At 72.1% G+C, this 23,563-nt stretch carries 19 protein-coding genes; 7 read left to right on the top strand and 12 right to left on the bottom strand.

Features of this window, described 5'->3' with window-relative positions:
* Window positions 1–16 precede the first annotated feature (16 nt).
* From VMN58_13480 to VMN58_13450, 7 genes are all read right to left on the bottom strand, one after another.
* Window positions 17–1,165 carry a hypothetical protein gene (locus tag VMN58_13480; GenBank protein ID HUF34210.1) on the bottom strand — a complete coding sequence of 383 codons (1,149 nt, stop codon included), beginning with the start codon at window positions 1,163–1,165 and terminating at the stop codon, window positions 17–19.
* A gap of 81 nt (window positions 1,166–1,246) precedes the next feature.
* Window positions 1,247–2,320 carry a hypothetical protein gene (locus tag VMN58_13475; protein ID HUF34209.1) on the bottom strand — a complete coding sequence of 358 codons (1,074 nt, stop codon included), beginning with the start codon at window positions 2,318–2,320 and terminating at the stop codon, window positions 1,247–1,249.
* A complete protein-coding gene (locus VMN58_13470; protein ID HUF34208.1) occupies window positions 2,317–3,042 on the bottom strand; it encodes a methyltransferase domain-containing protein in 726 nt (241 codons plus the stop codon). The genes VMN58_13475 and VMN58_13470 overlap by 4 nt, the downstream gene beginning before the upstream one ends.
* Entirely contained in the window at window positions 3,042–4,349 is a 1,308-nt protein-coding gene (locus VMN58_13465; protein HUF34207.1) for a glycosyltransferase family 4 protein, read from the bottom strand. Before VMN58_13465 ends, VMN58_13470 begins: the two co-directional genes overlap by 1 nt.
* A gap of 54 nt (window positions 4,350–4,403) precedes the next feature.
* Window positions 4,404–5,213, bottom strand: a complete 810-nt coding sequence (locus VMN58_13460; GenBank protein ID HUF34206.1) for a hypothetical protein — start codon at window positions 5,211–5,213, stop codon at window positions 4,404–4,406.
* The gene (lnt, locus tag VMN58_13455; GenBank protein HUF34205.1) at window positions 5,182–6,675 is read right to left on the bottom strand and encodes an apolipoprotein N-acyltransferase; all 1,494 of its coding nucleotides are present in this window, start codon (window positions 6,673–6,675) and stop codon (window positions 5,182–5,184) included. The genes VMN58_13460 and lnt overlap by 32 nt, the downstream gene beginning before the upstream one ends.
* A gap of 57 nt (window positions 6,676–6,732) precedes the next feature.
* Complete coding sequence (locus VMN58_13450) at window positions 6,733–7,500, bottom strand: class E sortase (GenBank protein ID HUF34204.1); 768 nt, start codon at window positions 7,498–7,500, stop codon at window positions 6,733–6,735.
* Window positions 7,501–7,810: 310 nt separating this feature from the next.
* On the opposite strand from VMN58_13450, the gene ychF reads away from it, so the two are divergent.
* From ychF to VMN58_13430, 4 genes are all read left to right on the top strand, one after another.
* Window positions 7,811–8,890, top strand: a complete 1,080-nt coding sequence (gene ychF, locus VMN58_13445) for a redox-regulated ATPase YchF (GenBank protein HUF34203.1) — start codon at window positions 7,811–7,813, stop codon at window positions 8,888–8,890.
* A gap of 8 nt (window positions 8,891–8,898) precedes the next feature.
* A complete protein-coding gene (locus VMN58_13440) occupies window positions 8,899–9,228 on the top strand; it encodes a DUF192 domain-containing protein (GenBank protein HUF34202.1) in 330 nt (109 codons plus the stop codon).
* Window positions 9,225–10,058, top strand: coding sequence for a 16S rRNA (cytidine(1402)-2'-O)-methyltransferase (rsmI, locus tag VMN58_13435; GenBank protein HUF34201.1), 834 nt, complete (start codon window positions 9,225–9,227; stop codon window positions 10,056–10,058). Before VMN58_13440 ends, rsmI begins: the two co-directional genes overlap by 4 nt.
* A 62-nt stretch (window positions 10,059–10,120) precedes the next feature.
* Entirely contained in the window at window positions 10,121–11,179 is a 1,059-nt protein-coding gene (locus tag VMN58_13430; GenBank protein ID HUF34200.1) for a DNA recombination protein RmuC, read from the top strand.
* A gap of 120 nt (window positions 11,180–11,299) precedes the next feature.
* Here VMN58_13430 and VMN58_13425 read toward each other — a convergent pair whose 3' ends face one another.
* The 5 genes from VMN58_13425 to VMN58_13405 are packed head-to-tail and all read right to left on the bottom strand — an operon-like array spanning window position 11,300 to window position 17,197.
* On the bottom strand, window positions 11,300–11,956 hold the full coding sequence (locus tag VMN58_13425) for an ATP-binding cassette domain-containing protein (protein ID HUF34199.1): 657 nt from the start codon (window positions 11,954–11,956) through the stop codon (window positions 11,300–11,302).
* 56 nt (window positions 11,957–12,012) lie between these two features.
* Window positions 12,013–12,765, bottom strand: coding sequence for an ATP-binding cassette domain-containing protein (locus VMN58_13420; GenBank protein ID HUF34198.1), 753 nt, complete (start codon window positions 12,763–12,765; stop codon window positions 12,013–12,015).
* Complete coding sequence (locus tag VMN58_13415; GenBank protein ID HUF34197.1) at window positions 12,762–14,951, bottom strand: hypothetical protein; 2,190 nt, start codon at window positions 14,949–14,951, stop codon at window positions 12,762–12,764. The genes VMN58_13420 and VMN58_13415 overlap by 4 nt, the downstream gene beginning before the upstream one ends.
* Window positions 14,952–14,974: 23 nt before the next feature.
* Window positions 14,975–15,826: a branched-chain amino acid ABC transporter permease gene (locus VMN58_13410; protein ID HUF34196.1), complete on the bottom strand. Its 852-nt coding sequence runs from the start codon at window positions 15,824–15,826 to the stop codon at window positions 14,975–14,977.
* 12 nt (window positions 15,827–15,838) lie between these two features.
* Window positions 15,839–17,197 carry an ABC transporter substrate-binding protein gene (locus VMN58_13405; GenBank protein HUF34195.1) on the bottom strand — a complete coding sequence of 453 codons (1,359 nt, stop codon included), beginning with the start codon at window positions 17,195–17,197 and terminating at the stop codon, window positions 15,839–15,841.
* Window positions 17,198–17,647: 450 nt separating this feature from the next.
* On the opposite strand from VMN58_13405, the gene VMN58_13400 reads away from it, so the two are divergent.
* The 3 genes from VMN58_13400 to metG are packed head-to-tail and all read left to right on the top strand — an operon-like array spanning window position 17,648 to window position 23,558.
* Entirely contained in the window at window positions 17,648–21,268 is a 3,621-nt protein-coding gene (locus tag VMN58_13400; GenBank protein HUF34194.1) for an AAA family ATPase, read from the top strand.
* Window positions 21,268–22,017 carry a maleylpyruvate isomerase family mycothiol-dependent enzyme gene (locus VMN58_13395; GenBank protein HUF34193.1) on the top strand — a complete coding sequence of 250 codons (750 nt, stop codon included), beginning with the start codon at window positions 21,268–21,270 and terminating at the stop codon, window positions 22,015–22,017. Before VMN58_13400 ends, VMN58_13395 begins: the two co-directional genes overlap by 1 nt.
* Before the next feature lie 11 nt (window positions 22,018–22,028).
* Window positions 22,029–23,558: a methionine--tRNA ligase gene (gene metG, locus VMN58_13390; GenBank protein ID HUF34192.1), complete on the top strand. Its 1,530-nt coding sequence runs from the start codon at window positions 22,029–22,031 to the stop codon at window positions 23,556–23,558.
* Window positions 23,559–23,563 lie beyond the last annotated feature (5 nt).

The raw sequence follows: 23,563 nt of genomic DNA, 5'->3' as shown, positions 1-23,563 counted from the left end.
GGGTGGCCGGACCGCCCTAGCGGGAGCCGTGGACGTGGTCGCAGAGGCGCTCCTCGCCGTCGGCGATGCGCCCGCCGGCGATGCCCTCGAGCGAGGCGAACGGCCCACAGCGGTGCGGCGCGATCCAGACGTGGATCATGGGGGTGCGGGGCCCGTCGATCAGCGGTGGTCGGCACGAGCCGTCGGCCTGCACGAAGCCTCCCACGCGGTGGGCGCCGGGCTCGGGGGTGTAGCAGAGGTCCTCGTGGACGTGCCACTGGATGAGGTCGCCACCGATGTCGGGGACGGTCTCGAGGGTCTCGCCCCGGGGGAGCATGTACATGGCGGCAACGAGGGTCTTCTCGGCTCCGTTCACCTCGTAGACGAGCGACTCGGGGAAGTCGGGGTTGAAGATGTGCTCGTCGTCGATGTACGACCAGTTGACGTAGTGCTCGTGGCCGGTGCTGCCGTCGCCGATCGATCGGAAGCCGTCGGCCTCTGCCACTGCGGGGTCGGCGTACTTCGGCAGGCGCTCGAGGGTGATGGCCACCAGTCGCTCCGCCTCGGCCACCTGCTCGGGGGTGACCCCGGGCATCCCTCCGAGGCGAAGGGGTAGGGCGGGGTCGTAGGGGCGGGCGTCGACGTGCTCGGACTCGGCGTGCGCGGGATCGTCGAGGTCGGTGTCGGCGTGCGCGGGATCGTCGTGGTCGTGCTGGCTGGCGAGCGCCATGCCGGGTAGGGCGGCGGCGATCAGCGCCAGCGTCGCCAGCGCGCCGGCCGGCCTGGTCAGCGCGGCAGGGGCGCCGGGGAGCACCTGGGCCGCGCACCCGACCAGGGCCACGAGGGCGAGGGCGGCGGCGATCACGTCGGCGGCTTGGGCCGTCTGGGCTCCGCCGAGGCCCTCGACGGCGCCGATGCCGACCGTGGTCACCGCCACCCAGGCGGCGATGGCGACCGTGGCGATGGCTGCGCCCGTCAGCGCGGTGCCCCGGTCCCGGCGGACCAGCCCCACCGCGCCCCAGCCGAGCTGGACGGCGGCGAGGACCGTGAAGGCCCACACCGCCTGTCGGTGCTCGCTGTGGGTGCCGGCGGTGACGGCGTGGACGGCGCCGGCGCCGAGGGACGCGATCGCCGCCAGCCGGAGCGAGCCGGTGCGCGACGAGGAGGGTGGGGTGGTGGGGTGCATCGGTGCTCCGTCGGCGGTGGCGCGCCATCGTACGCCCGGCGACGGTGCGGCCACCGGTCACCCCGACCGGTTGAGGTGTGCTCAGTCGGCGGGGTCGATGACGGGTTCGCTGGTGTCGACCAGCTCCGGGAGGGCGTCGTGGTCGACGAACAGCCCGGAGGCGGCGCTGGTCCGCGAGAGCGCGTCGACCGCCAGGACCACCGCGGCGCCCGTGTAGGTGGAGCGCTCGTCACCGGGGAAGTGCTTCATCTCGGTGTAGGACATCCCGGTGAAGTAGGCGCCGTCGTCGTCGCGCAGGTTCTGCACCCAGCGGAACAGGTCGTGGGCCTTGGCGACCTCGCCGACGCTCAGGTGGGCGAGCACGCACTCGCAGGTCTCCGCGGCCGTGACCCACTCCTTGTCGCTCACGCAGCGGGTGCCCTTTCCTTCGAGCACGAAGGTGTCCCAGCCCTCTCGCAGCCGCTCCTGCCCTGCCTCGCCGCTGACGGCGCCGGAGAGCACGGGGTAGTACCAGTCCATGGCCCAGCGGTCCTTCGGGGCGAAGGCCTCGGGGATGTGGGCGATGGCGTGGGCAAGGTTGGCGGCGGAGAGCTCCCAGTCGGGGCGCTCGTGGCCGAGGTGCTCGGCGATGGCGATGGCGCAGCGCAGGCTGTGGCAGATCGAGGACGATCCGGTGAGGAGGGCGAACGACCAGGGGGTGCCGTCGGTGTGGCGCGCCCAGAGGATCTCGCCGCGCGGGCGCTGCAGCCCGAGCACGAACCCGATGGCCCGCTCGACCACCGGCCACATCGCCTCGAGGAACCCACGGTCGCCGGTGAGGAGGTGGTGGTGCCAGACCCCCGCCGCGACGTAGGCGCAGACGTTGGCGTCGAGCTTGGCGTCCTCGATGCCGTCGGCGAGGTAGTACTGGTGCCAGGCACCGTCGGGCCGCTGCTCGTCGACGAGCCACTGGTAGGCCCGCTCGGCCGCTGCTGTGCGGCCGCCGAGGGCGAGGGCCATGGCGGCCTCGATGTGGTTCCAGGGGTCGGCGTGGCCTCCCGGGAACCAGGGGATCATCCCCGATGGCAGCTGGACCTCGACCAGGGAGTCGACGGTGGCGGCCACCTCGTCGGTGCTGAGGACCCCGTCGAGCGCGGGGAGGGGTGAGCGGGTCATGGGGCAACCTCGGGCTTGCGGGCGTAGAGCACGAAGCTCTTGCCGAGGACGGGGCTGAGGGCGCGCTCGGCGATGCGGGTGGCGAGCGGGCGCTCCACGATGTCCCACACGAGGAGCCGGTGCCAGGCGGCCACGAGCGGGTGGGTGTCGTTGGTTGGCCCCACAGCGCACTTCAGCCACCAGTAGGGGGTGTGCAGGGCGTGGGCGTGGTGGGCGCTTCCCGGCCGTAGGCCCGCCTCGCGGAGGCGGTGTCGGAGCGAGGCCTCGGAGTAGATCCGGACGTGGCCGCCCTCGACCGCGGGGGCGTGGTAATCGTCGGAGAGCGCCCAGCACACCTGCTCGGGCAGCCACGACGGGACGGTGACGGCGATGGTGCCGCCGGGCCGCAGCACACGGGTCAGCTCGGCGGCGGCAGCAGCATCGTCGGGGATGTGCTCGAAGACCTCCGAGGCGATGATGCGGTCGAAGGCGTCGTCGGGGAACGGGAGGCGCAGCGCGTCGGCGCCGATGGCGGCACCGGTGCCCCCGTCGAGCTCGCCCCCTTCGTCCATGGCCCCGAAGAGGCTGCGGACCTCCTTGAGCTCGGCCAGGTCGAGATCGGCGGCCACGACGTGGGCGCCCAGGCGGGCGGCCTCGAAGGCGTGGCGGCCGCCACCGCAGCCGAGGTCGAGGACCCGGTCCCCGGGGCGGAGGCCGAGCCAGTGGTAGCGGGCGGTCAGCATCAGACCGGGGTCGGGGCAGGTGTGGTGTCGGCGGCGCCGTGCATGGCGATGACCTCGCGGTACTGCTCGGCGGTGGCGGCGGCCGCCGACTCCCAGCTGTAGCGCTCGACGACCCGCGTGCGCCCGGCGGCCCCGATGGCGTCGCGGCGGGCGGGGTCGCCCAGCAGCTCGAGGATGGTGGTGGCGAGGGCGCCGGCGTCGGCCGGGGGGACGAGGGCGGCGGTGGTGCCGTCGTCGCCTACGACCTCGGGCAGTGCGCCTCCGGTGGTGGCCACGAGCGGCACCCCACAGGCCATAGCCTCGACGGCAGGCAGGGAGAACCCCTCGTAGAGCGAGGGGACGATGGCGAGCTCGGCCTCGGCGTAGAGCTCGACGATGCGCTCGTCGCTGATGCCGGTCGTGAAGTGCACGGCGCCGGTGAGGTCGAGCTGCTCGAGGGTGCGGGCCACCGGGCCCTCGGCGGTGGGCTTGCCGATCACCGTCAGCTCGGCGTCGGGACGTTCGGTGCGGATCTTGGCGAGGGCCTCGAGCAGGTGGACGAGGCCCTTCATGGGGACGTCGGCGGAGGCGGTGGTCATGAGGCGACCCGGCACCCGGGCCACCTCGGGCCGCGGCCGGAACAGCGCCGGGTCGACGCCGACGTTGACCACCCGAAGGCGGTCGGGCTCGATGCCGTGGCCGGACACGATGTCGCCGAGGGAGCTGTCCGAGACGGTGACGATGCGGGGCAGCTGCCTGGCCACGCGGCTCTGCATCCGGGTGAAGCCGTAGAAGCGGCGCAGGCTCAGCTTGCGGATGGCGCCGGAGGCGTGGGCCAGCTCGACCCGGCGGTCGACGGTGATGGGGTGGTGGATCGTGGCGAGGACCGGGATGCCGGCTCCCTTGGGCGCCGGGGCCTGGATGCCGAGCAGCCCGGTGCCGAGGCACTGGTTGTCGTGCACGATGTCGAAGTCGTGGCGCCGGGCCATGAGGGCCCGCTTGGCCCGGAGGCTGAACGTGTACGGCTCGGGGAAGGCGGCGGTGCACATCAGGGCGAACTCGACGACGTCGATCCAGTCCTTGAACTCCCGGGGCTTGGGGATCCGGAAGGGGTCGGGGTCGCGGTAGAGGTCGAGGCTCGGGAGCTTCTGGAGGGCGACGCGCTCGTCGAGGACCGGGTACGGGGGCCCGGAGAAGACCTCGACGTGGTGGCCCAGGTCGGCGAGCGCCTTGCTCAGGTGGCGGACGTAGACGCCTTGACCACCGCAGTGCGGCTTGCCCCTGTAGACGAGGAGGGCGATGCGGAGGGGCTGGTCGACGTTGGGCATGAAGGCAACATCCTTCGCCAACTCGACCACCCGGTCAAGTGCGGGGCGGCCGGGTCAGGCGGTGGTGGTCGTCCGCCAGGCGATCGTCGCCTCGGCGACCAGGGGATGCCCGGCGGTCACGACGGCGGGCATCAGGTTGAGGGCGTCTGGCGGGCCGGTCTGGGGCTCCACGCACACCGCATCGTCGGGCTCGTCGAACACCACCAGGTGGCCGGCACCCGAGTCGATGGTGAGCTCGAGGGCTCCCGGCCATCGCAGGACCGGGGGGCAGTGGAGGTCCGTGAAGCAGTCGTCCCAGGGGCGCCGGCCGGGTGGCACGAGGGTCCCGTCGGGGATGCCCTCCTCGTCTCGCTGCCACATCGCGCTGGCCTCGATGTGGAGCTCGGCCGGACCGCCCCGCTCGAGGCGGCGCCGCCACCAGGGATGCCAGCCGCACGAGGCGGGGAAGGCAGGCCCGTCGGTGTGGACCTCGAGGCGGAGGTGGAGGGCGCCCGGGGCGAGTCGCACGTGCTGCACCGCCCACCCGGGGAACGGCCAGCTCGCCCCCAGCCCGGTCCGCATCTCCACCGTGTCGGCACCGGCCGCCTCGACGGCCCAGGGGCGGGCGTACACGGTGCCGTGGATGGCGTGCGGCGGGAGGTCGATCGGCAGGCGCCACTCGGTGCCGTCGTGGTGGAAGCGGCCCCGGCGGACCCGACCGGCCCACGGCGCCATGGGGAAGCAGCCCTCCGCCATGGGGTTGGTGCCGTCCCCGGTGCGCAGCAGCTCGAGGCCGTCGACGGCGAGGGAAGTCAGCCGTCCGCCGCGGTCGGGGTCGACGGTGGCGCGGGACTCACCCGCGGCCAGCTGCAGCCTGTCGCCCACCTCGCCACCCTATGGCGCCTGACCGCATCCCGGTGACCCACGCGGCGGCGACGGCTGCCAGGGCGAAGGCGACCCACGGCACGTCGCCAGTGCGCCCGTAGGGGGTCAGGCCCCGTCTGGTCGCCACCATGCCCTCCAGGGCGACGCCCTCCCCGAGGTCGGACGCCACCGTCACCCGTCCGTCGGGATCGACGATGGCGCTGAAGCCGGTCGGTGCCGCCTGGACGATCCAGCGCCCAGTCTCGAGGGCGCGCAGCCGGGTCGCCCCGAGCTGGAGGGCTGGCATCTGGGTGGTGGAGTAGGAGGCGGCGTTGGTGGGGACCAGGATCACCTCGGCGCCGGCGGTCGTCGCCGACCGGGTGAGGTGGGCGAAGAAGACCTCGAACGACACCGCCACCCCGAGGTCGCCCGCCGGGGTGACGAGCAGCCCGATGCCCTCGCCCTCCAGGGCGTCGCGGGGGATGGGCGAGACGTCGGCGAGCCGCTCGACCAGGGGTCGGAACGGCACGTACTCGCCGAAGGGGACCCGCAGGTTCTTGTGGTAGCGGTCCACCGGCTCGCCGTCGGGCCCCCAGGCCGTGCTGACCACCCGGAACCGGTCGCCCACACCTTCGGCCGAGCCGACGACGAAGGTGGCCTCCCGCTGGCGTGCCAAGCGGCCCATGACCCGGCCGACCTCTGCGTCGGTGACGTCGCCCTCCACCTTCAAGATGTCCTCGGGCCACACCACCAGGTCGACGTCGCCCACCTCCTCGGTGATGGCGAGGTGACGCTCGAAGACCTCGGTGGACGACGTCTCGACGGCCAGGGTGCCCCGCTCGCCGCCGCCTTGGACCATGGCCACCCGCAGCTCGCCGGTGTCCGAGCCGTTCGGGGCGGCCCAGCCGCCCGCGGCGACGAGGGCGACGACGCCGAGCGCACCTGCCGCCGCTCGCCGGCCCTCGGGGCGCAGGGCCAGAGCGAGGGCGGTGCCGGTCAGCGCCACCAGGGCGGCCAGCAGGAGGGGGCCGCCGACCCGCACCGTCGTGGCGAGGGGGCCTCCCACCTGCGTCTGGGCCAGGGTGGCGATCGGGACGCCGCCGAAGGGCCAGATCCCGCGCAGCCCCTCCACCAGCACCAAGGTGCCCGGGATGCCGAGGAGCAGGGGCCACCGTCGTCCGGTCGCTGCGGGGACGGCGAGGACCCCCGCGGTGAGGATGGATGCCTCGATGACCACGGCGGCCACGAAGCCGGGGGCGCTGAACTCCGTCATCCAGAACAGCCCCGGGCCGAGGAACCCGGCGGCGGCGGCGGCCCCGACCGCCAGGCGCCCCCGCCAGGCCCGCCCCGCGACGGCGACGGCCAGGAGGCCGGTGCCGAGGAGGCCGAGGGGCCACCACCCGAACGGGGGCAGGGCGGCGGTGAGCGACGCTCCCCCGAGGAGGGCGACGAGCGCGCCGCGCCGGAGGTCGAGGTCGGCCATCAGGTCAGGATGATCGCCGTTCGCCGGGACGGAGGCCAGGCGGCGCGCCCCCGTTGGTCAGCCGGCGTCGTCGGACGCGGCGGGCTCGTCGGACTCGTCGGACGCGGCGGGCGCGGCGGGCGCGTCGGACTCGTCGGACTCGTCGGACTCGTCAGCGGCGCCGGCGCTGGTGAAGCCGGCGGGCGGGCCCACGAGGTCGAAGGTGACGACGTAGCGGTAGCGGGCCGACCCGGGCGGGTGGCAGGCGAAGATCGTCGCCGTCGGCTCCGGCGTCTGGTCGACGATGTAGAGCGCGTCGGGGGTGACCACGTCGGTGGCGTTCACCCGGTACACGAAGCGGCCCTGCTCGCCGGTGAGGATCATCTCGTCACCGATCTCGAGGCGGTGGATCTCGCGGAACGGCCGGGTCTTGGTGACGCGGTGGCCGGCCACGACGGTGTTGCCGGCCTGGCCAGGCAGGGCGGTGCCGGGCCAGTGGCTGGGCCCCCGGTCGATGCTGGTGAGGGCGATGCCCTGGTTCAGGGCCGCGTCGAGGCCGAGCTTGGGGATCTCGATGCGGCCGATGACGACGTGAGGCTCGGCGGCATAGGCCTCGGTCGGCGGCGCCTCGGGCTCCGACAGCTCGACGGGGACGACCTCGGGCACCGTGGTGGTGGTGGTCGTGGTGGTGGTCGTCGTCGAGGTCGTCGTGGTGGTCGGTGCCGCGGCCAGCACCACGTCGGGCGAGGCGGCGTCGACGGCAACGGAGACCACGCCGGCCAGGAGGACGAGGGTGGACGCGACCGCGAGCAGTCGCTGGTGTGTCCTGGTGGGGTACCGCCGCATTGGTGTTGCTTCTACCTCCGGTGGCCGGATCCCTACCCTCGGTGCCGATCTGGTCGCTGGACCGGTCGGGTGATGGCCTGGATCAGCGCCCGGCGTTGGGCTTGACGCCGTGGTTGGCCTTGGACTTGCGGGCCTTGATCTTGCGCTTGTTCGTCTTCTTCGACATAAGGAGCGCCACGCTATAGGGATGGTGTCCCCGCCACCCAGTCGGCTCCGCCCCTGCTCACGGCCGGGCCCTGATCCGGGCCAGCAGCTCCCCACCCGCGGCTCGGCGTCGGGTCTCCGGCGGGCACGCCGGTACCCTGCCGCCATGGAACGGATCGGCTTCGTCGGCCTCCCCAACGCCGGGAAGTCGTCCCTGTTCAACGCCCTGGGCGGACAGGCCCTGGCCGCCGCCTACCCCTTCGCCACCGTCGACCCGAACGTGGGCATCGCCGTCGTGCCCGACGACCGGGTGGAGCAGCTCGCCGAGCTGACCGGCAGCGCCAAGATCATCCACGCCACCGTCGAGTTCGTCGACATCGCCGGACTGGTCGAGGGCGCCCACCAGGGCGAGGGCCTCGGGAACCGCTTCCTGGCCCACATCCGCGAGGTCGACGCCATCACCTTCGTGTTGCGGGCCTTCACCGACGACGACGTGATTGGGCCCACCGACCCCCTCGAGCACCTGGCCACCGTCGAGACCGAGCTCGCCCTGGCCGACCTCCAGAGCGTCGAGGGCAAGGTCGAGCGCCAGCGCAAGGCCATGAAGCTCGACAAGTCGGCCACCCTCGCCACCGAGGTGGCGGCCCTCGACGCCGCCCTGGCCACGCTCTCGGAGGGGACGCCCATCTACCGCTCGTCGATGTCGGCCGAGCACCGGGCGGCCCTTCGGCCGTGGTTCCTGCTCACCAACAAGCCGGTGCTCGTGGTGCTGAACCTCGGCGAGGACCAGCTCGCCGACGCCGACGCCGTGGCCGCTCCCGTCCGTGAGGCCTTCGGTGTCGGGGCCGAGGTGCTGCCCATGTGCGTGCAGCTCGAGGCCGAGGCCGCCCAGCTGCCACCCGAGGAGCGCCGGGAGCTCCTCGACGCCTACGACCTCGGGGAGGGCGCCGTCACCCGCCTCATCCAGTCGGCCTACCGCCTCCTCGGCCGCCGGACCTACTTCACCACCGGTCCCGACGAGACCCGCGCCTGGACGTTCCGCGCCGGGGCCAAGGCGCCCGAGTGCGCCGGGGTGATCCACACCGACTTCCAGAAGGGGTTCATCAAGGCCGAGTGCATCCACTGGGACGACCTGCTGGAGGTCGGCTCGTGGAACAAGGCAAAGGAGGTCGGCAAGCTCCGCATCGAGGGCAAGGACTACGAGGTGGTCGACGGCGACGTCCTCGAGTTCCGGTTCAACGTCTGAGGCCGGGCGTGCCCTGGCTGCTGCGGGACGGGGAGGTGCTGGCCCCGCTGGAGGTGGCGTCGACCGTCGGTGCGCGCACCCGGGGCCTCCTCGGGCGCGACGGGATCGAGGGGGCGCTCCTGCTGCGCCCGGCCACGTCGGTCCACACCCTCGGCATGCGCTTCCCGATCGACGTGGCCCATTGCGACCGCGACCTGGTGGTCCTCGACGTGGTGCGGGGCATGCGGCCGTGGCGGTTGGGCGCCCCACGGCGGCGCTGCCGGGCGGTGGTCGAGGCCGAGGCGGGTTCGTTCGAGCGGTGGCGCCTCGCCCAAGGCGACCGCCTGGAGGTGACGTGACGGCGCCCGGTGTGCTCGTGCTGGTGGCCACGCCCATCGGCAACCTCGGGGACCTGTCACCGCGGGCGACGGCGACCCTGGCCGAGGCCGACGTGGTGCTCTGCGAGGACACCCGCCGCACCGGGCGGCTGCTCGCCGCCGCCGGCGTCTCGGCCCGGCGCCTGGTGGCGGTCCACGACCACAACGAGGCCCGTCAGGTGGCGGGGGTGCTCGAGCGCCTGCGTGCCGGTGAGGTGGTGGCCGTGGTGTCCGATGCGGGCATGCCCGGCATCTCCGATCCCGGCGAGCGCCTGGTGCGGGCGGCGGCCTCGGCCGGCTTCGAGGTTCGGGTCGTCCCCGGAGCCTCGGCGGCGGTGGCCGGGCTGGTGGCCAGCGGCATGGCGACGGGGCGCTTCGTGTTCGAGGGGTTCCTGCCCCGCAGCGGTGCCGGTCGCCGGGAGCGGCTCGAGGCCCTCGTCGGGGAGCGGCGGACGATGGTGCTCTACGAGGCGCCGCACCGCCTGGTGCGGACCCTCGTCGACCTGGCGGAGGTGCTCGGACCCGAGCGAGGGGTGGCGCTCTGCCGTGAGCTGACCAAGCTGCACGAGGAGGTGTGGCGAGGATCGCTGGTCGCGGCGGTGGCCAGGGCCGACGAGGTGGTGCCGCGCGGCGAGTACGTGGTGGTGGTGGAGGGCGCGCCGGCGCCCGAGGCGGCCGGCGACGACGACCTGGTCGCCGCCGTCGAGGCCCGGGTGGCCGACGGCCTCTCGACGCGCGACGCGGTGGCCGAGGTGGCGTCGGTCTACGGGGTGTCGAAGCGCCGGGTCTACGACCTGGCCACCGGCAGGTGAGGGGCAGGGGCTCGGGCCCTCGGCCCCGCGTTTGTGTCACACCCCCTCCGTAGGGTTCGGGCATGGAGATGAACGTTGCCGTGCTGATCGTGGTGGCGGGCCTCGGGGCCGTCGGTGGAGGCCTGGCCGTCGCCCTCGTCCTCGGCCGCCGGCCCGGAGGCTCGCCGTCGGCCGGCGTGGTCGACACCGTCGTGGCCGTAGCCGACGAGCGCCTCGGCGCCACCACGGGCCTCCTCGACGCCCAGCTGCGGGCCATGGGCGACCAGCTCAGCCGGGTCGGTGACGCCGTCAGCCGCCAGCAGGGAGAGCTCAGCGCCCAGCGGGCCGCCACCATGGAGCTGTCGTCCACCGCTGCCGCCCTGCGGGAGGTGCTGGCCAGCCCCCAGTCCCGCGGCCAGTGGGGCGAGCGCATGGCCGACGACGTGCTCCGGGCCGCGGGGATGGTCGAGGGCGTCAGCTACGTGCGCCAGCGGGCCATCGGCGCCGGCACCGTCCCCGACGTCACCTTCCTGCTCCCCGGCGACCTCGTGCTCCACCTCGACGCCAAGTTCCCCATCGACGCCTACGTCCGGTGCCTCGATGCCGGCACCGACCACGAGCGCGACCACCACCGTGACGCCTTCCTCCGCGACGTGCGGGCCCGGGTCCGCGAGCTGCGGGGCCGGGGCTACGTCGACCCTGCTGCCGGCACCCTCGACTTCGTCCTGTGCTTCATCCCCAACGAGAGCGTCTACGCGTTCATCCACACCCACGACACCGGCCTGGTCGACGAGGCCCTCGCCCAGCGAGTGGTCCTGTGCTCGCCGCTCACCCTCTTCACCGTGCTCGGCGTGATCCGCCAGTCGGTCGAGGCCGTGAACCTGGCCCGGACGTCCGACGAGATCCTCGCCCTCCTCGGGGCCTTCGGCGGGCAGTGGGAGCGCTTCTGCGCCTCCCTCGACAAGGTCGGGCGGGCCGTCGACACGCTCGAACGGGCCTACGGCGAGGTGTCGGGGACGCGCCGGCGGGCGCTCGAGCGCCCCCTCGACCGCATCGACGAGCTCCGGCGCCAGCGGGGCATCGAGCCGGCCGAGGCCGCCCACGGCGACGACCTTCGCCTCGTCCGGGGTGCCGAGGGGTAGAACGGGTTGACGCCCGTCCATCCTCCTACACCCCGCCCGAGCACCCCGCCGGCACCGTCCACGCCACCAGGGCCCTCTACGACGAACACACCGCCCGGGCTCACCGACCCAAGGACACCCTCAGGACCGAGATCTCAGATGCCGCTTGACGGCTACGAGCGCTGGAATGTCTGAGATGTTCTCTCCGGGAGCCGCCACGGTGCCGTCACCGACGTCGTAGGTGCGGTCGACCTGGGCGATGGTGGACGCGTTCTGCTCTGCGAGCAGAACGCTGGTGCCGGCATCCCGGAGAGCGTCGAACGCCGTTTCTCGCACGCCGGGTGCCAACCCGGTAGCCAGTTCGTCAGCGAGGAGGACCCCAGGCCGGGTCACCAGCGCCCGGGCCAACGCCAGCATCTGTTGCTCACCGCCCGAGAGCGTCCGAGCGTCCTGCGCCCGCCGTTCAGCCAGGCGCGGGAACACGGCGTAGACGCCGCCGAGTGAGTCGCTGCCACAGTTCGTCCGGTGGGGCCGGCCGAGGAGTGCCACCCGCAGGTTCTCCTCGACGCTCAGGGTGGGGAAGAGGTGTCGTTCCTGCGGGACGTGGACGATGCCCGAGCGCGCGCGCCGCCACGTCGGCCACCTGGTGATGTCGACACCGTCGAGGCGGACGAGTCCGCCGCGAGCGGTGAGTCGTCCCGCCAGGGTGCGCAGCAGCGCGGTCTTCCCCGCACCGTTGCTCCCGACGAGTGCAACGAACTCGCCCGGCTGCACCTCCAGCTCGACGTCGCGCAACACGACTCGGCGTCCGTACCCGACGCAGAGACCGTGCACGACGAGGTGGCCGTTGTGGTTCACCGGTTCGTCTCCGTTGCCGGGTGATGGGATTGGCCATCGTCCGCTTCGACGATCCGGCCGTGGTCGAGGGTGTAGACGCGATGGCACAACGCGTCGATGAAGCTTGGATCGTGGCTCACCACGAGCATGCCCGTGCCCGAGGCCCTGACCTCCTTGAGCACCTCCACGAGCCCAACGATCTCCGCTCGACTCAAGCCGGTGGTCGGCTCGTCGAGCAGGAGTATGGATGGCTGCCGGGCGAGCACCGAGGCCACCTCCACGAACCGGGCGGAGCCGAACGGCACCTCCTCGGTGGCGACGTGCGCGCACGCCGCCACCCCAAGGTCGCCCAGCAGTTGCTCGCCGCGAGCGCGTAGGTCGGCCTCGCCACGTCGCCAGCGCCATGGGGCGGTCAGCGGATCGAGCACCCGGTACGGCTGCGGCATCGCCGCGCCCGTGCAGAGGTGGTCGAGACACGACAGGTCTGAGGCGAGGCCGAGGTGTTGGAAGGTGCGTCCGAGTCCCAGCCGAGCCCGCCGATGCGGGGCGAGGTCGGTGATCGGCCGACCGTCCCACAGAACCCGGCCCTGCAGGGGACGAATGAATCCGGAGGCGACATCGACCAGCGTCGTCTTGCCGGCGCCGTTCGGGCCGACGAGCCCTACGACCATCCCCGGCGGCACGGCGATGGAGGCGTCGTCGAGAACGACGAGGGAGCCGTAGGAGACTCCAACCCTCTCGACCACGAGACCGCCCGAGTTCGTCCTCATGCTGAGCGGTGGGGCGTGGCGGTCACGTCGGTCTCGGCGTCGTCGCGACGTGAAGGGGCTTCACCGCTGCGCTCGACGGCGTGACGGAGCGCACGGAGGTGATCCGCCAAGAGCAGGCCCGTACCGAAGACGATGAGCCCCAGCCCCCCGATGCCACCCGAAATCAGCTCCTGGGTCTGTATCCAGACCTGGTCGGTGTTGCCGGCGTGGTACCAGGCGAGAGCAATCGCGCCGAAGCCCAAGGCGATGGCCGTGGCCCCGAGAGCGGTGAGCGGCCGCAGCGTCGACCACCTGCGGCGTCGGCCGGCGCCATCCAGCACTGCTGGGACTGATTGCCACGGTGATGGCCTGCGTTCCATGAGATTCCTCCATGCCTCGTTGAGCCCTCCTGGGAAGTGCACGAGCACCAAGAGCAGCAACAGTGGTCCGCCATAGGCGGCTACCGGTCCGGTCAGTGGGTTCAGGGCTGGAATGCCCTCGAACAGGAACGCCGCGCCGGCGACGGCCAGCACGGACCCCGCCCCGGCGACGACGGCGACGATGAACATGTCAAAGGCCAGGGCGAGCGGGAAGCTCTGCGATCCGACGGTACCGACCCAGATGACGGTGAGACCGCCGGCGAGACCGGCGAGCGCACCTGCGACCAGATACGCCGATGCGATGGCGAGGCGGGGGTGGATGCCGGCGGCCGCCGCGCCGGCGGGGTTTCTATGAGACCAGCGGATCCGACGGCCGAGCTCTGAAGAGCCCAGCGCCGCGGTCGCCGCAAACGCCAACAGGGTGAGCACCACGAGCGGCACCCAGAGACTACGGCTGGATCCGAACCGCAGTACCAGCAGCTCCGGGGCGGGAACGGTCACGGTCCCCGCCCCGACGAGCAGTGGGTTGGTGAAGAGGTACCGGTCGGCGCCCAGCGCGATGGCCAGTGTTGCCACCGTCACCGTGTAGGTGGAAGCACGAGAGCTGACGGCGGCCAAGACAGCGCTCACCATGACGCCGACGACGACAGCGACGGGCACCAGGTGCAGGGATGATGTGTTCCAGGCGTCTGCCAACCGGGCGACGACGAACGCAGGAACACCGATCGACGCGGCGTGAGCGAGCGAGAACTGGCCTGCCCAGTGGACGAGGACGTGCAGGCCCAGGACCCCGACGGCGAAGATCAGCACCAGGCCCAGGTCGAACACGAGCGACTCGCTCGCGACAGCAGGGACGGCCAGCAACGCAACAGTCGCCGCGACCGCGCCTGACCATCGTGCACCGGCCACCCTGACTGGGCGTTCGGATCGCGCTCGTCGGGCGGCAAGCGAAGCGCCGAGCGCGGCCACGGCTCCTGCAACGAGCGCGCCCGCCGGCAGCAGCTGCCAGGGCGGGGTGTTCACCAAGGGGGCCACGGTTGCCGTGATGCCGCCGACGGTCGAGGCATCGGATCCCGAGGGCGGTGCGGCCGACTCGACAACGTCGTCGGCACCGCGAGAGGAACCGGACGTGGCTCCCACTGAACCACCCGCGGGGGTCGACGGGGATGCCGGCGCGATCGGGGGAGCGGTGGCCGACGACTGCGTGGTCGGAAGCGAGTCGACCGGAGCGGTATCGGCGCCTGAAGGAGCTCGCTGGGGCACGGTGGAGGCCGTGGTGGTCACCACGGTGGTCACCCGCGGGTCGAACGAGACCCGGAACGTGGCGGCCGCTGGTCGGGGGTCGGTGGCGTCGGGGAAGATGGCCAAGCCGTGCGCCGCCAGCTCGGGCTGGTCGAGGAACGGGCGCAGGTCAACGGACCAGAGGCCGTTGGGTGACCGCACCGCGAACGTCTGGATCCTGCAGTCGGACTCGGGCGCGCTCGCGGGGTCGATCCGGCCGGTGCTCTGGAGCGGCGAGGTCAACGCGCACACCGAAATCGCTGCGTTGTCGGGAGACAGCTCGTCGCCGCCTTCGGCCAGCTGGAGCACCGCGGAGTCGACCGCATCGGAGAGAAGACCGTCGATCTCGATCCGCACGAAGGTCCGGGCATGCTCGCTGCCTGAGCGGGCCACGTAGAGCAGCTCGTCATCGGCGAGCAGGAGCGGTAGCTCACCGGTCAGCGACCACGCCTGGGCCCGGATGATCGAGGCGTCCTCGTCCGCTCGTGCCGGCGCCCAGAACAGGCCGAGGGCGAGCAGGAGCGCTGCCACCTTCCCGAGTCGCATCACGGTCAGGCGCTTGCCGCCGCTCACAGGTCCGCCAGAGCGACGCGCCCAGGCCTCAGGAGCACGAGCGCCACCAGCACCACTGCGAGCGCGGCCTCTGTGGCCCCCGGAGCGCTGATCTCGTACTGGACGGTGCTTTCGAGCACACCCAGTCCGATGGCGACGAGCATGCCGGCAGCGGGTCGACTGAGCCCGCCGACGAGGGCCGCCACCAGGGCGCGCATGGTGATGGATGTCATGAAGAACACGTGGAACACGACGAGGGACGAGATCAGCACTCCCCCGAGGGCGGCGAGCGCACCCGCCAAGGCCCAAACGCCGAAAGCGATTCGGTCCACGGGTAGCCCGAGCTCGGTGGCGCCCACAGGTTCAAGCGCGATGGCGCGCAGGCGGAGGCCCAGGTCGGTGTAGCGGTCGACGAGGAACCACGCGGCCATCAGCGCGAGCACGGTGCCCAGCACCAGGAGCTGCGTCATCGAGACGGTGATGCCTGCCGCCGTGAACGCGTTTCCGGTGACGAGGGGTTCGACACCTTGCGGCCTGGTGCCGTAGCTGCGGCTCGCGACGGTGAGCAGCAGGGCGGCTACGCCGATGGTGGCGACCATCCGGCTGGGGCCGGCGGGTTCGAGGTGCCGGATCACCAACGCATAGGTGAGGCCAGCGACGGCGGCGGAAAGAGCGACGGCGACCACCATCGCCACCACGAGCGGTAGACCAGCGCCCCACAGGGACACGAAGACGAATGCCCCGATCAAGCCCGTTTCCCCGTGGGCGAGGTTCAGCACCCGTGAGCCCCGATGGACCAGCACGATCCCGAAGGTGAACAGCGCGTAGATTGCACCGACGAACACCCCGTTGATGACGGCGGTAGCCATGGGCGCTGCTGCCTAACCGAACTGCTCGGCTGCCGGACCGAGGCTCTTCCACGCCCAGTCCGGGCGGCAGCAGACGACGGGGAAGACTGCCGAGGTCCCGATGTAATCGCCTGGACCCCAGGTGATCGGCGCGTCCACCTGGTTGTCGTAGTTCTCGATCGACTCGATGCCGGCGAAGAGCGATGCCCGGGTGTACGGGGCTGACGCCTCCAGCACGCGGCCGATGACCAGCCCGTAGCCATAGGTGAAGAAGTGGTCTCCGTCGAAGGCCCGCTTCCGACGGCCGTGCTTGTCGGCGAGACGGGTGAACTCCGGAAACGCGGGGCTGTCGATGGTGGCGTAGATGCGCACCCCGCTGACCCCCGACATGAGATCGCGGGCAGCGGCGGCGAGGAAGTCGAACGTGTAGCCCATGCCCGTGAACTCGGGCTGGTAGCGCATGGCCCGCGCATCCCGCAGGATCCCGAGCACCTCGGCGGTCACGAACATGGTCACGATCTCGGCGCCGGCCTCGCGCAGCCGCTGCAGCTCGGGCACGAACGAGGTCTGGTTGAACTCGACGGATTCGATGCCCACGACGTCGAGCCCGTGGGCCGCGGCGTCATCGACGAAAGCATCTGCCGTGGCCTTGGTCTGGAGGCCGTTGAGGACGATGACGCCGACGGGGTGCCTGCGGCCGTCCAAGCGGTGCTCGACGAACGAGGCCAGCGCTCGCCCCACGTCCTCGGCGTTCGCAGTCACGGAGTAGGAGTGCCGCCACCTGCGGTAGAAGGGCTCGGCGCTGGCGAAGTAGAGCGATGGGAAGCCGTTGCGGTCGAGGCAGTCCGTCGCGGTGATGACCGCGTCGATCCCGATGGCGAGGAACGCGAGGTGGCTTCCGTTCGACAGCACTTCCTTGCAGGCCGACACGCCGCCGGCAGCGCTCTCTCGGTGGTCCACCTCCTTGATGACGACCGGTCGGCCCAGGATGCCGCCCTGCCCGTTGATCTCGTCGAGCCAGGCGTAAAGCCCGTTGAGCGCCTCGGAGATGATGGAGCCGTACGGCCCGCTGAACCCGGCTACGTAGCTGACGACGACGGGTTCGCCCGGAGCGACGGCTCCTTCGGGTAGCGGTCCGGCGGACCCTCCCGCTGCGGGCCCGGTCGTGGCGGAGCCGTCGCCGGGCCGCCCGCTCGCCGCCCCCGAGTCCGCAGCGCCGCTCGTCCCGGCACCGTCCTCCGACGGCGGCCCCGCGGTGGCCGTTGCGGGACCCGCTGACTCGTCCTCCAGCGAAGGGCCCACAGCGGCCGGTGACGTCGCATCGCTGACCGCGGGGTCGGCGAGCGAGGAGGTGCCGTCCGCCGTCGACACACCGTTGCGGGGCGTGTTCACCGAGCACGCGGTAAAGACCAGCGCTAGTGCTAGTGCGACGGCGGTGATCGTCCGGCCACGCCCGATCCACCGGTCCGCTCCGCCCACCGCAGTCACCCCCACTGCCCAAGACCGCCCGACTGGGCCGAGTTCCCGTTCACCCTAAACGCGCCGTTTCCGCCTGTCATGGGAAAGCGCGCCGGTTGCGACGTACCGGGGACATAATGAACCCATTCCATTTGCCGACGGCAGAGTGGGGACATGGGCGGGTCATCGACGCGAGACGACGCCCCCGCACCCGCGGGATCCGAGGGCATGGCATGGGCGGGCACCGTCGACATCACGGCGTTCGTGGCGGATCTCGTCGGTTCGACGTCGCTCGGCGAGCGTCTTGACGTCGAGGATCTGGCCGCCGTGGTCGGCGCCGCGGTCGCCGCAGTGGTCCTGGCGGTCGAGTCCCACGGTGGCGAGGTGCTGCAGCTGGCTGGCGACGGCGTGATGGCCCGGTTCGTCGGCGGGGACGCTGCGGCGATGGCGGCGGTGCGAGCGGGAGTGGCCGCCAGCGACATGGTCATCGAACAGGGTGGGACCGAACGCGATCGGATTGCGGTGCGCGTGGGGATCGAATCCGGGATCGTCGATGCGGCAGCCGAGCTCTTCGATCTGGCCACTGCCTTGGAGGCCGCGGCCCCGGCCGATGGTGTGCTCGCCGGCCGGGTGGTCCGGCGGCGCCTGAGAGGTCAGCTCGATTGGCAGCGGGGAGACGACGTCTCCGCACCCGACGGTTCGTCGATCCCATCATGGCGACCTCGCCTCGCTGTCGACGTCTCGGCGCCGTCCGTCGCAGCGACCGGTGACGCCGACCGATCGACGGAGGGACACGAGGAGCGGAAGGTCATCGCTGCGCTGTTCGTGGCCACGCCCGCGGATGGATCGCATGGCGATCCCGCTGCGGTGGAGGTTCGACGGATCATCGACCGGTACGAGGGCACAGCACGCACGCTCACGGGCGGCGTCACGGTGGCGTTCTTCGGGGTGCCCGCGCACGAGGACGACGCCGAGCGCGCCGTACGGGCCGGGCTCGAAGCCCTTCATGCGGCGCCGGGCATCCGCGCTGGCGCCACGGTGGGGCCTGCGGCGCTGGTTCTGCACGGCGCTGGCCACCACGTCGAGTTCACCGCACTGGGCGACGTGATGAACACCGCAGCACGCCTCATGGCCGCAGCCGGGAGCGGCGAGCTCCTCTGCCACTTGGGACTGTACGAGCGCGTCCGCCATCTCTTCGCTGTGGCCGACCAGCGACAGCTCACGCTGAAGGGCAAGGCGGAGCCGGTCGACGTGGTGGTAGTCGGGCACGAGCGCGGCCGATCTGTGCTCGCCGCCCGCGAAGCGCCACTGGTCGGCCGCCATCGCGAGGTCTCCCACTTGGAGTCCTGGATCGAAGCGGCATTCGCCCGCGGAAGCGGCATCGCGGTGGTCGAAGGAGACGCAGGGGTGGGCAAGAGTGCGGTGCTGGCAGAGGTCTGCGCGAGTGCCGCGGCGCACGGGGCGGACGTACTGGCGGCCGCGACTGCGTCACACGCGCGCACCCTTCCCTATTGGCCACTGCGCCACGTCGCTGCCGCGCTGCTCGACGACGACCGGAGCACGACCGGCCACGCTCAGCGGAACGGCCTGGCCCTCGTCGCTGGGCGGGTGCGCCCGGAAGGAAGCGGTGCCGCGTACGGCGGGTCGGCCGACGTGCTCCACGAGCAGGCGGTGCAGGCGTTGGTGGGCACGTTGCGCGACCACAGCATCCGACAGCCCGTTCTGGTGGTGGTGGAGGACCTCCACTGGGCGGATCCCTGGACCGTGGCCGCGCTCGAGGCCGTGGCCGCCGTCATACCGGTGCTGGTGACGCGGCGACCGGTGACCGACCACGCCTCACAGGATCTCGTCGATCGCGCCCGCGCAGCTGGCACGGTGCTCGGGCTGGAACCGCTCTTGTCAGGACAGGACCGTGCACTGCTCGACGCGTTCTTCGGTCGAGCCGTGCTCCCCGCGGACCTGGAGGAGCAGATCCTGGAGCTGGCCGACGGAAACCCCTTGTTCCTCAGCGAGCTGTGCCGTCACCTGGTGGGCCAGTCGGCCGTCGTGCGCGACGCTGCCGGCTGGCGGTTCAACAAGATCGGCGAACTCGACCTCCCCGACACCGTGCAGCGGGTGGTCCTCGCTCGTGCCGACCGACTGACACCATCGGTCCGAGCCGTCCTCGATGCCGCCGCCGTGGTCAGCGAAGGCCTCGACCTCCAGGTTCTGCACCACATCGTCGACGAAGACTCGACCGAGCCGGCGCTGGACGAGCTACGCCGAGCGGCGCTGCTCGGCCACGACGGGCAACGGGTCTGGTTCACGCACGCGGTTGTCGCCGAGGCCATCGCCTCGACGATGCTGCGACGGGACCGTCGGCGCATCCACGCCCGGGCTGCCCGGGCGTTCGCGGAGCTGCGGGCCGACGTTCCCGACCTCTGGGGCACGCTGGCCTGGCACGCCGCCGAGGGCGGCGACGCCGAACTGGCCTTCCGCTACGCGGAGCCGGCGGCCGAGCACGCCACCGCGCGGCTGGCCTTCGAACAAGCGGCCCGCCACTACGAGCTCGCCCTGCGTGTCGGCGCCGAAGTCGGCGTCGCGCCCGCTCACCGCGTCGGGCTGCTGCTGGCCCTCGGGCGGGAGCGGCACGCCGCTGGGCTCCTGGCTGGAGCGTTGGGCGCGTACGAGCAGGCGGCAGAGCTGGCCGTGCAGTTGGGCGACCGGCACGGTCTGGGCGTCGCGGCCCTGGGCCACGAGGCGGCCTACTTCGCCACCCGTCGCCCGCGCTCGGGAACCTCAGGTGCGCTGCTACGTCGTGCCTTGGATCTGGTCGACGATCCCACGTCCCGCGCCCAGATCCTCGGCGCGCTGGCGACCGATCGGGCCTTCGCTGGGGAGGAGGCCGAGTCGAAGCGGCTCGCCGATGAGGCGCTCGCACTGGCCCGGTCGCTGGATGACCCGGGCGTTCTGCCTGGAGCTCTGCACGCATGGCGAATGACGCGGGGCGCACCCGACGAGACCGGCGAGCGGCTGCTCGCCACCATCGAGATGGAGGACGCGGCGACGCAGGCCCGAGATGGTGCGATGGCGCTCGAGGCGGGTCGATTGCGGTTGCTCGACGAGCTCACGCTCGGACAAATGGCCGCCGCGCACGCCACCATCCACAGAGTTGAAGCGCTCGCGGAGGGCTTGGGCCAACCGCGATATCTCTGGTATCCGGCCATGTGGCGGGTGATGTGGCACCTGCATCGCGGTGAGCTCGAGGACGCCGACGAGTACATCGAAGCGTTTCGCGAAGAGGGCCGCCGGCGTCGCTATGCCGATACCGAGCACGTGTACGCCGGCCAGCTGTTCCTACTGCGACGTGAGCAGGGCCGGTGCCGGGAGGTGGATCCGCTGATCCAGACCGCTCGCCGACGCGGCGACGCCGTGGTCCCCTACCGCTACCTCCCAGTCGCTGCCGCGCTCGACGCGGAGCTGGGCCGTACCGCCGAGGCTCGAGACCTCCTGGACTTCTACGTGGCTGAGGACTTCTCGCAGGTACCGCCCGACCAATCGGCGGGCATGGTGGTCGCCGTGCTCGCCGATGCCTGCGCGGCGACCGGCCACCGCGCTGGCGCCGAGGGCCTCTACCACCTGGCGAGACCGTGGCGGGACCAGCACATCGTGGTCGGTTCGGGAGCCGTGTGCATCGGCGCCGGTGCACACGTCCTGGGTGTCCTGGCGGCGGTTCTGGGCAGGTGGACGGACGCCGCTGACCATCTGCGTGAGGCCTACGAGGCCAACCACGCTGCCGAGTCCCCGCTGCTCGCCGGGCACAGCGCCACCGAAGCCGCACTGGCGCTGCACCGGCTCGGCGAGGCGCACGAGGCGAGGCGCTACCTGTCGCTCGCCCACACCCACGCGACACATACGAGCTCCGTGCGGCTCGCCCACCGGATCGCTCACGCGCAACGCGCGCTGTGGAGCGACGACCCGACCCGGACCTCGCAGTCCGATCCATCAACGCAGGAGGAGAACTGATGCTCGACCTCGACACCGCCCGGCGCACCATCCACCGCGACATCAACGCAGCCCGCGACACGCTGTCAGCGCTCGACCCCAGACGTTGGGACGCGCCCACCGAGCTCCCCGGCTGGACCGTGCGGCACCTGGCCCGTCACCTCGTTTGGGGGCAGTCGCTCCAGGCGGCGGCGTGGGAGCGCCTGCACCGGGGCGACACGGACGTGTTCGTGCCCCCCGAGACCGACAGCGTCGACCCGACGGTTCTGGTGGGGGAGCTGGAAGCGGCCCACACGGCGTTCATGGACGCGCTCGACGCCGTGGAGGAGGAATCCATCGACGCAGCATGTCCCATGCCGTACGGCGCGCTGCCAGGGCGGTTCGTGCTGCAGGTGGCGGCGATGGAGGCCGGCATCCACCGCTTCGACCTCGACCGGGCGCTCGATGCCGCCCACGGCCTGTCCACCGACACCGTCCAGGCCGCGAGCACCGTGCTCGCAAGCATGCTGGGGACCCTGGGCTCGGCCGGCGAGTCACCCAAGGAGCCGACGAACGTGCACATCCGGGGTGACCGCTTCACCGTGGATCTTGGCTGGTCCGACGGTCAGTGGCAACCGGCGGAGGTCGACGGCACCAACATCACGTTCTCAGGCAGCGACGAGGCCCTGGTCCTGTTGGCGTTGGGCCGGCTGGATGCAGCCGAAGCCGACGTGATGGTCGAGGGCTCGGAGGACCCGGGGGCGTTCAAGCGGTGGTTCCCCGGCCCGTAGGATCGGCACCCGTGGCCGACCCCTTCTACCTGACGACGCCGATCTACTACGTCAACGACGCGCCCCACGTCGGCCACGCCTACGCCACCGTCAACGCCGATGCCATCAGCCGGTGGCACCGCCTGCTCGGTGACGACGTCTTCTTCCTCACCGGCACCGACGAGCACGGCCTGAAGGTCGCTCAGTCGGCCGAGCAGGCCGGTGTCACGCCCCTGGAGCAGGCCGACCGCAACGCCGCCCACTTCCAGGAGGCGTGGGACCTGCTCGACATCTCCCACGACGACTTCATCCGCACCACCGAACCCCGCCACCACGCCGCGGTCCAGGCGCTGCTCGGGCAGATCCACGAGCGGGGCGACATCGAGCTCGACACCTACGAGGGCCCGTACTGCGTCTCGTGCGAGGCCTACTACACCGAGGCCGAGCTGGTGGAGGGGCGCTGCCCCGTCCACCCCTCGAAGCCGATCACCATCCTCGAGGAGGAGAACTACTTCTTCCGGCTCAGCCGGTACACCGACCGTCTCGTCGAGTGGCTGGGGCAGGATCCCAGCCCGGTGCAGCCCGACGCCAAGCGCAACGAGGTGCTGGGGTTCATCCGCCAGGGCCTCGAAGACGTCTCGATCACGCGCACCTCGCTCGACTGGGGCGTGCCGGTGCCCTGGGCGCCGGGGCACGTGTTCTACGTCTGGTACGACGCCCTCATCAACTACGCCACGGCCATCGGCTTCGGCACCGACGAGGAGCGCTTCGAACGGTGGTGGCCGGCGGCCCACCACCTCATCGGCAAGGAGATCATCCGGTTCCACTGCGTGTACTGGCCGGCGATGCTGATGGCTGCCGGCATCGACCCTCCGCATCACGTGCGGGTCCACGGGTGGCTCCTGCTCGGAGGCGAGAAGCTGTCCAAGACCGAGCACGGTCCAGCCCGGCTCACCGAGATCTCGCCGGCGCGGCTGGTCGACGACTTCGGTGTCGACGGCGTGCGCTACCACCTCCTGCGCGACGTCACCCTCGGTGCCGACGGCGACTTCTCCTACGAGGCCATGCTCGCCCGCCACAACGCCGACCTGGCCAACAACCTGGGCAACCTGCTGAGCCGGGTGGCGACGGTCGTGGGCAAGAAGTGCGACGGTCGGGGCCCGGCACCCGACCCGGCCAGCCCCCTCGCCGCCGTGGCGGCCGAGGCCTACGCCGCGACCGCTGACGCATGGGACCGCTTCCAGCCCTCGGAGGCGCTCGACGCCACCTGGCGGCTCATCCGCGAGGCCAACGCCCACCTCGAGGCCAACGAGCCGTGGAAGGCCGATCCCGGTCCCGCCGTCGACGCCGTGCTGGGCGACGCCCTCGAGGTGCTGCGCATCGTCGCTGTCCTGGCCACGCCGGCCATGCCGTCCACGTGCCGCGAGGTCTGGCGGCGCATCGGCCTCGACGGGGACCCGGCGGACGAGCGGGTGCCGGCTTCCGCGACCTGGGGGGGCTACCCGGGCGGGCTGCCCGTCGAGAAGGGCGCGCCGCTGTTCCCCCGCCTCACGTCGGCCTAGGAGGC

It is taken from the genome of Acidimicrobiales bacterium, assembly GCA_035512495.1.
GTDB lineage: Bacteria > Actinomycetota > Acidimicrobiia > Acidimicrobiales > CADCSY01 > DATKDW01.
The sequence above is the reverse complement of the archived record's forward strand: the minus strand, read 5'-3'. Positions and strand labels throughout refer to the sequence as shown.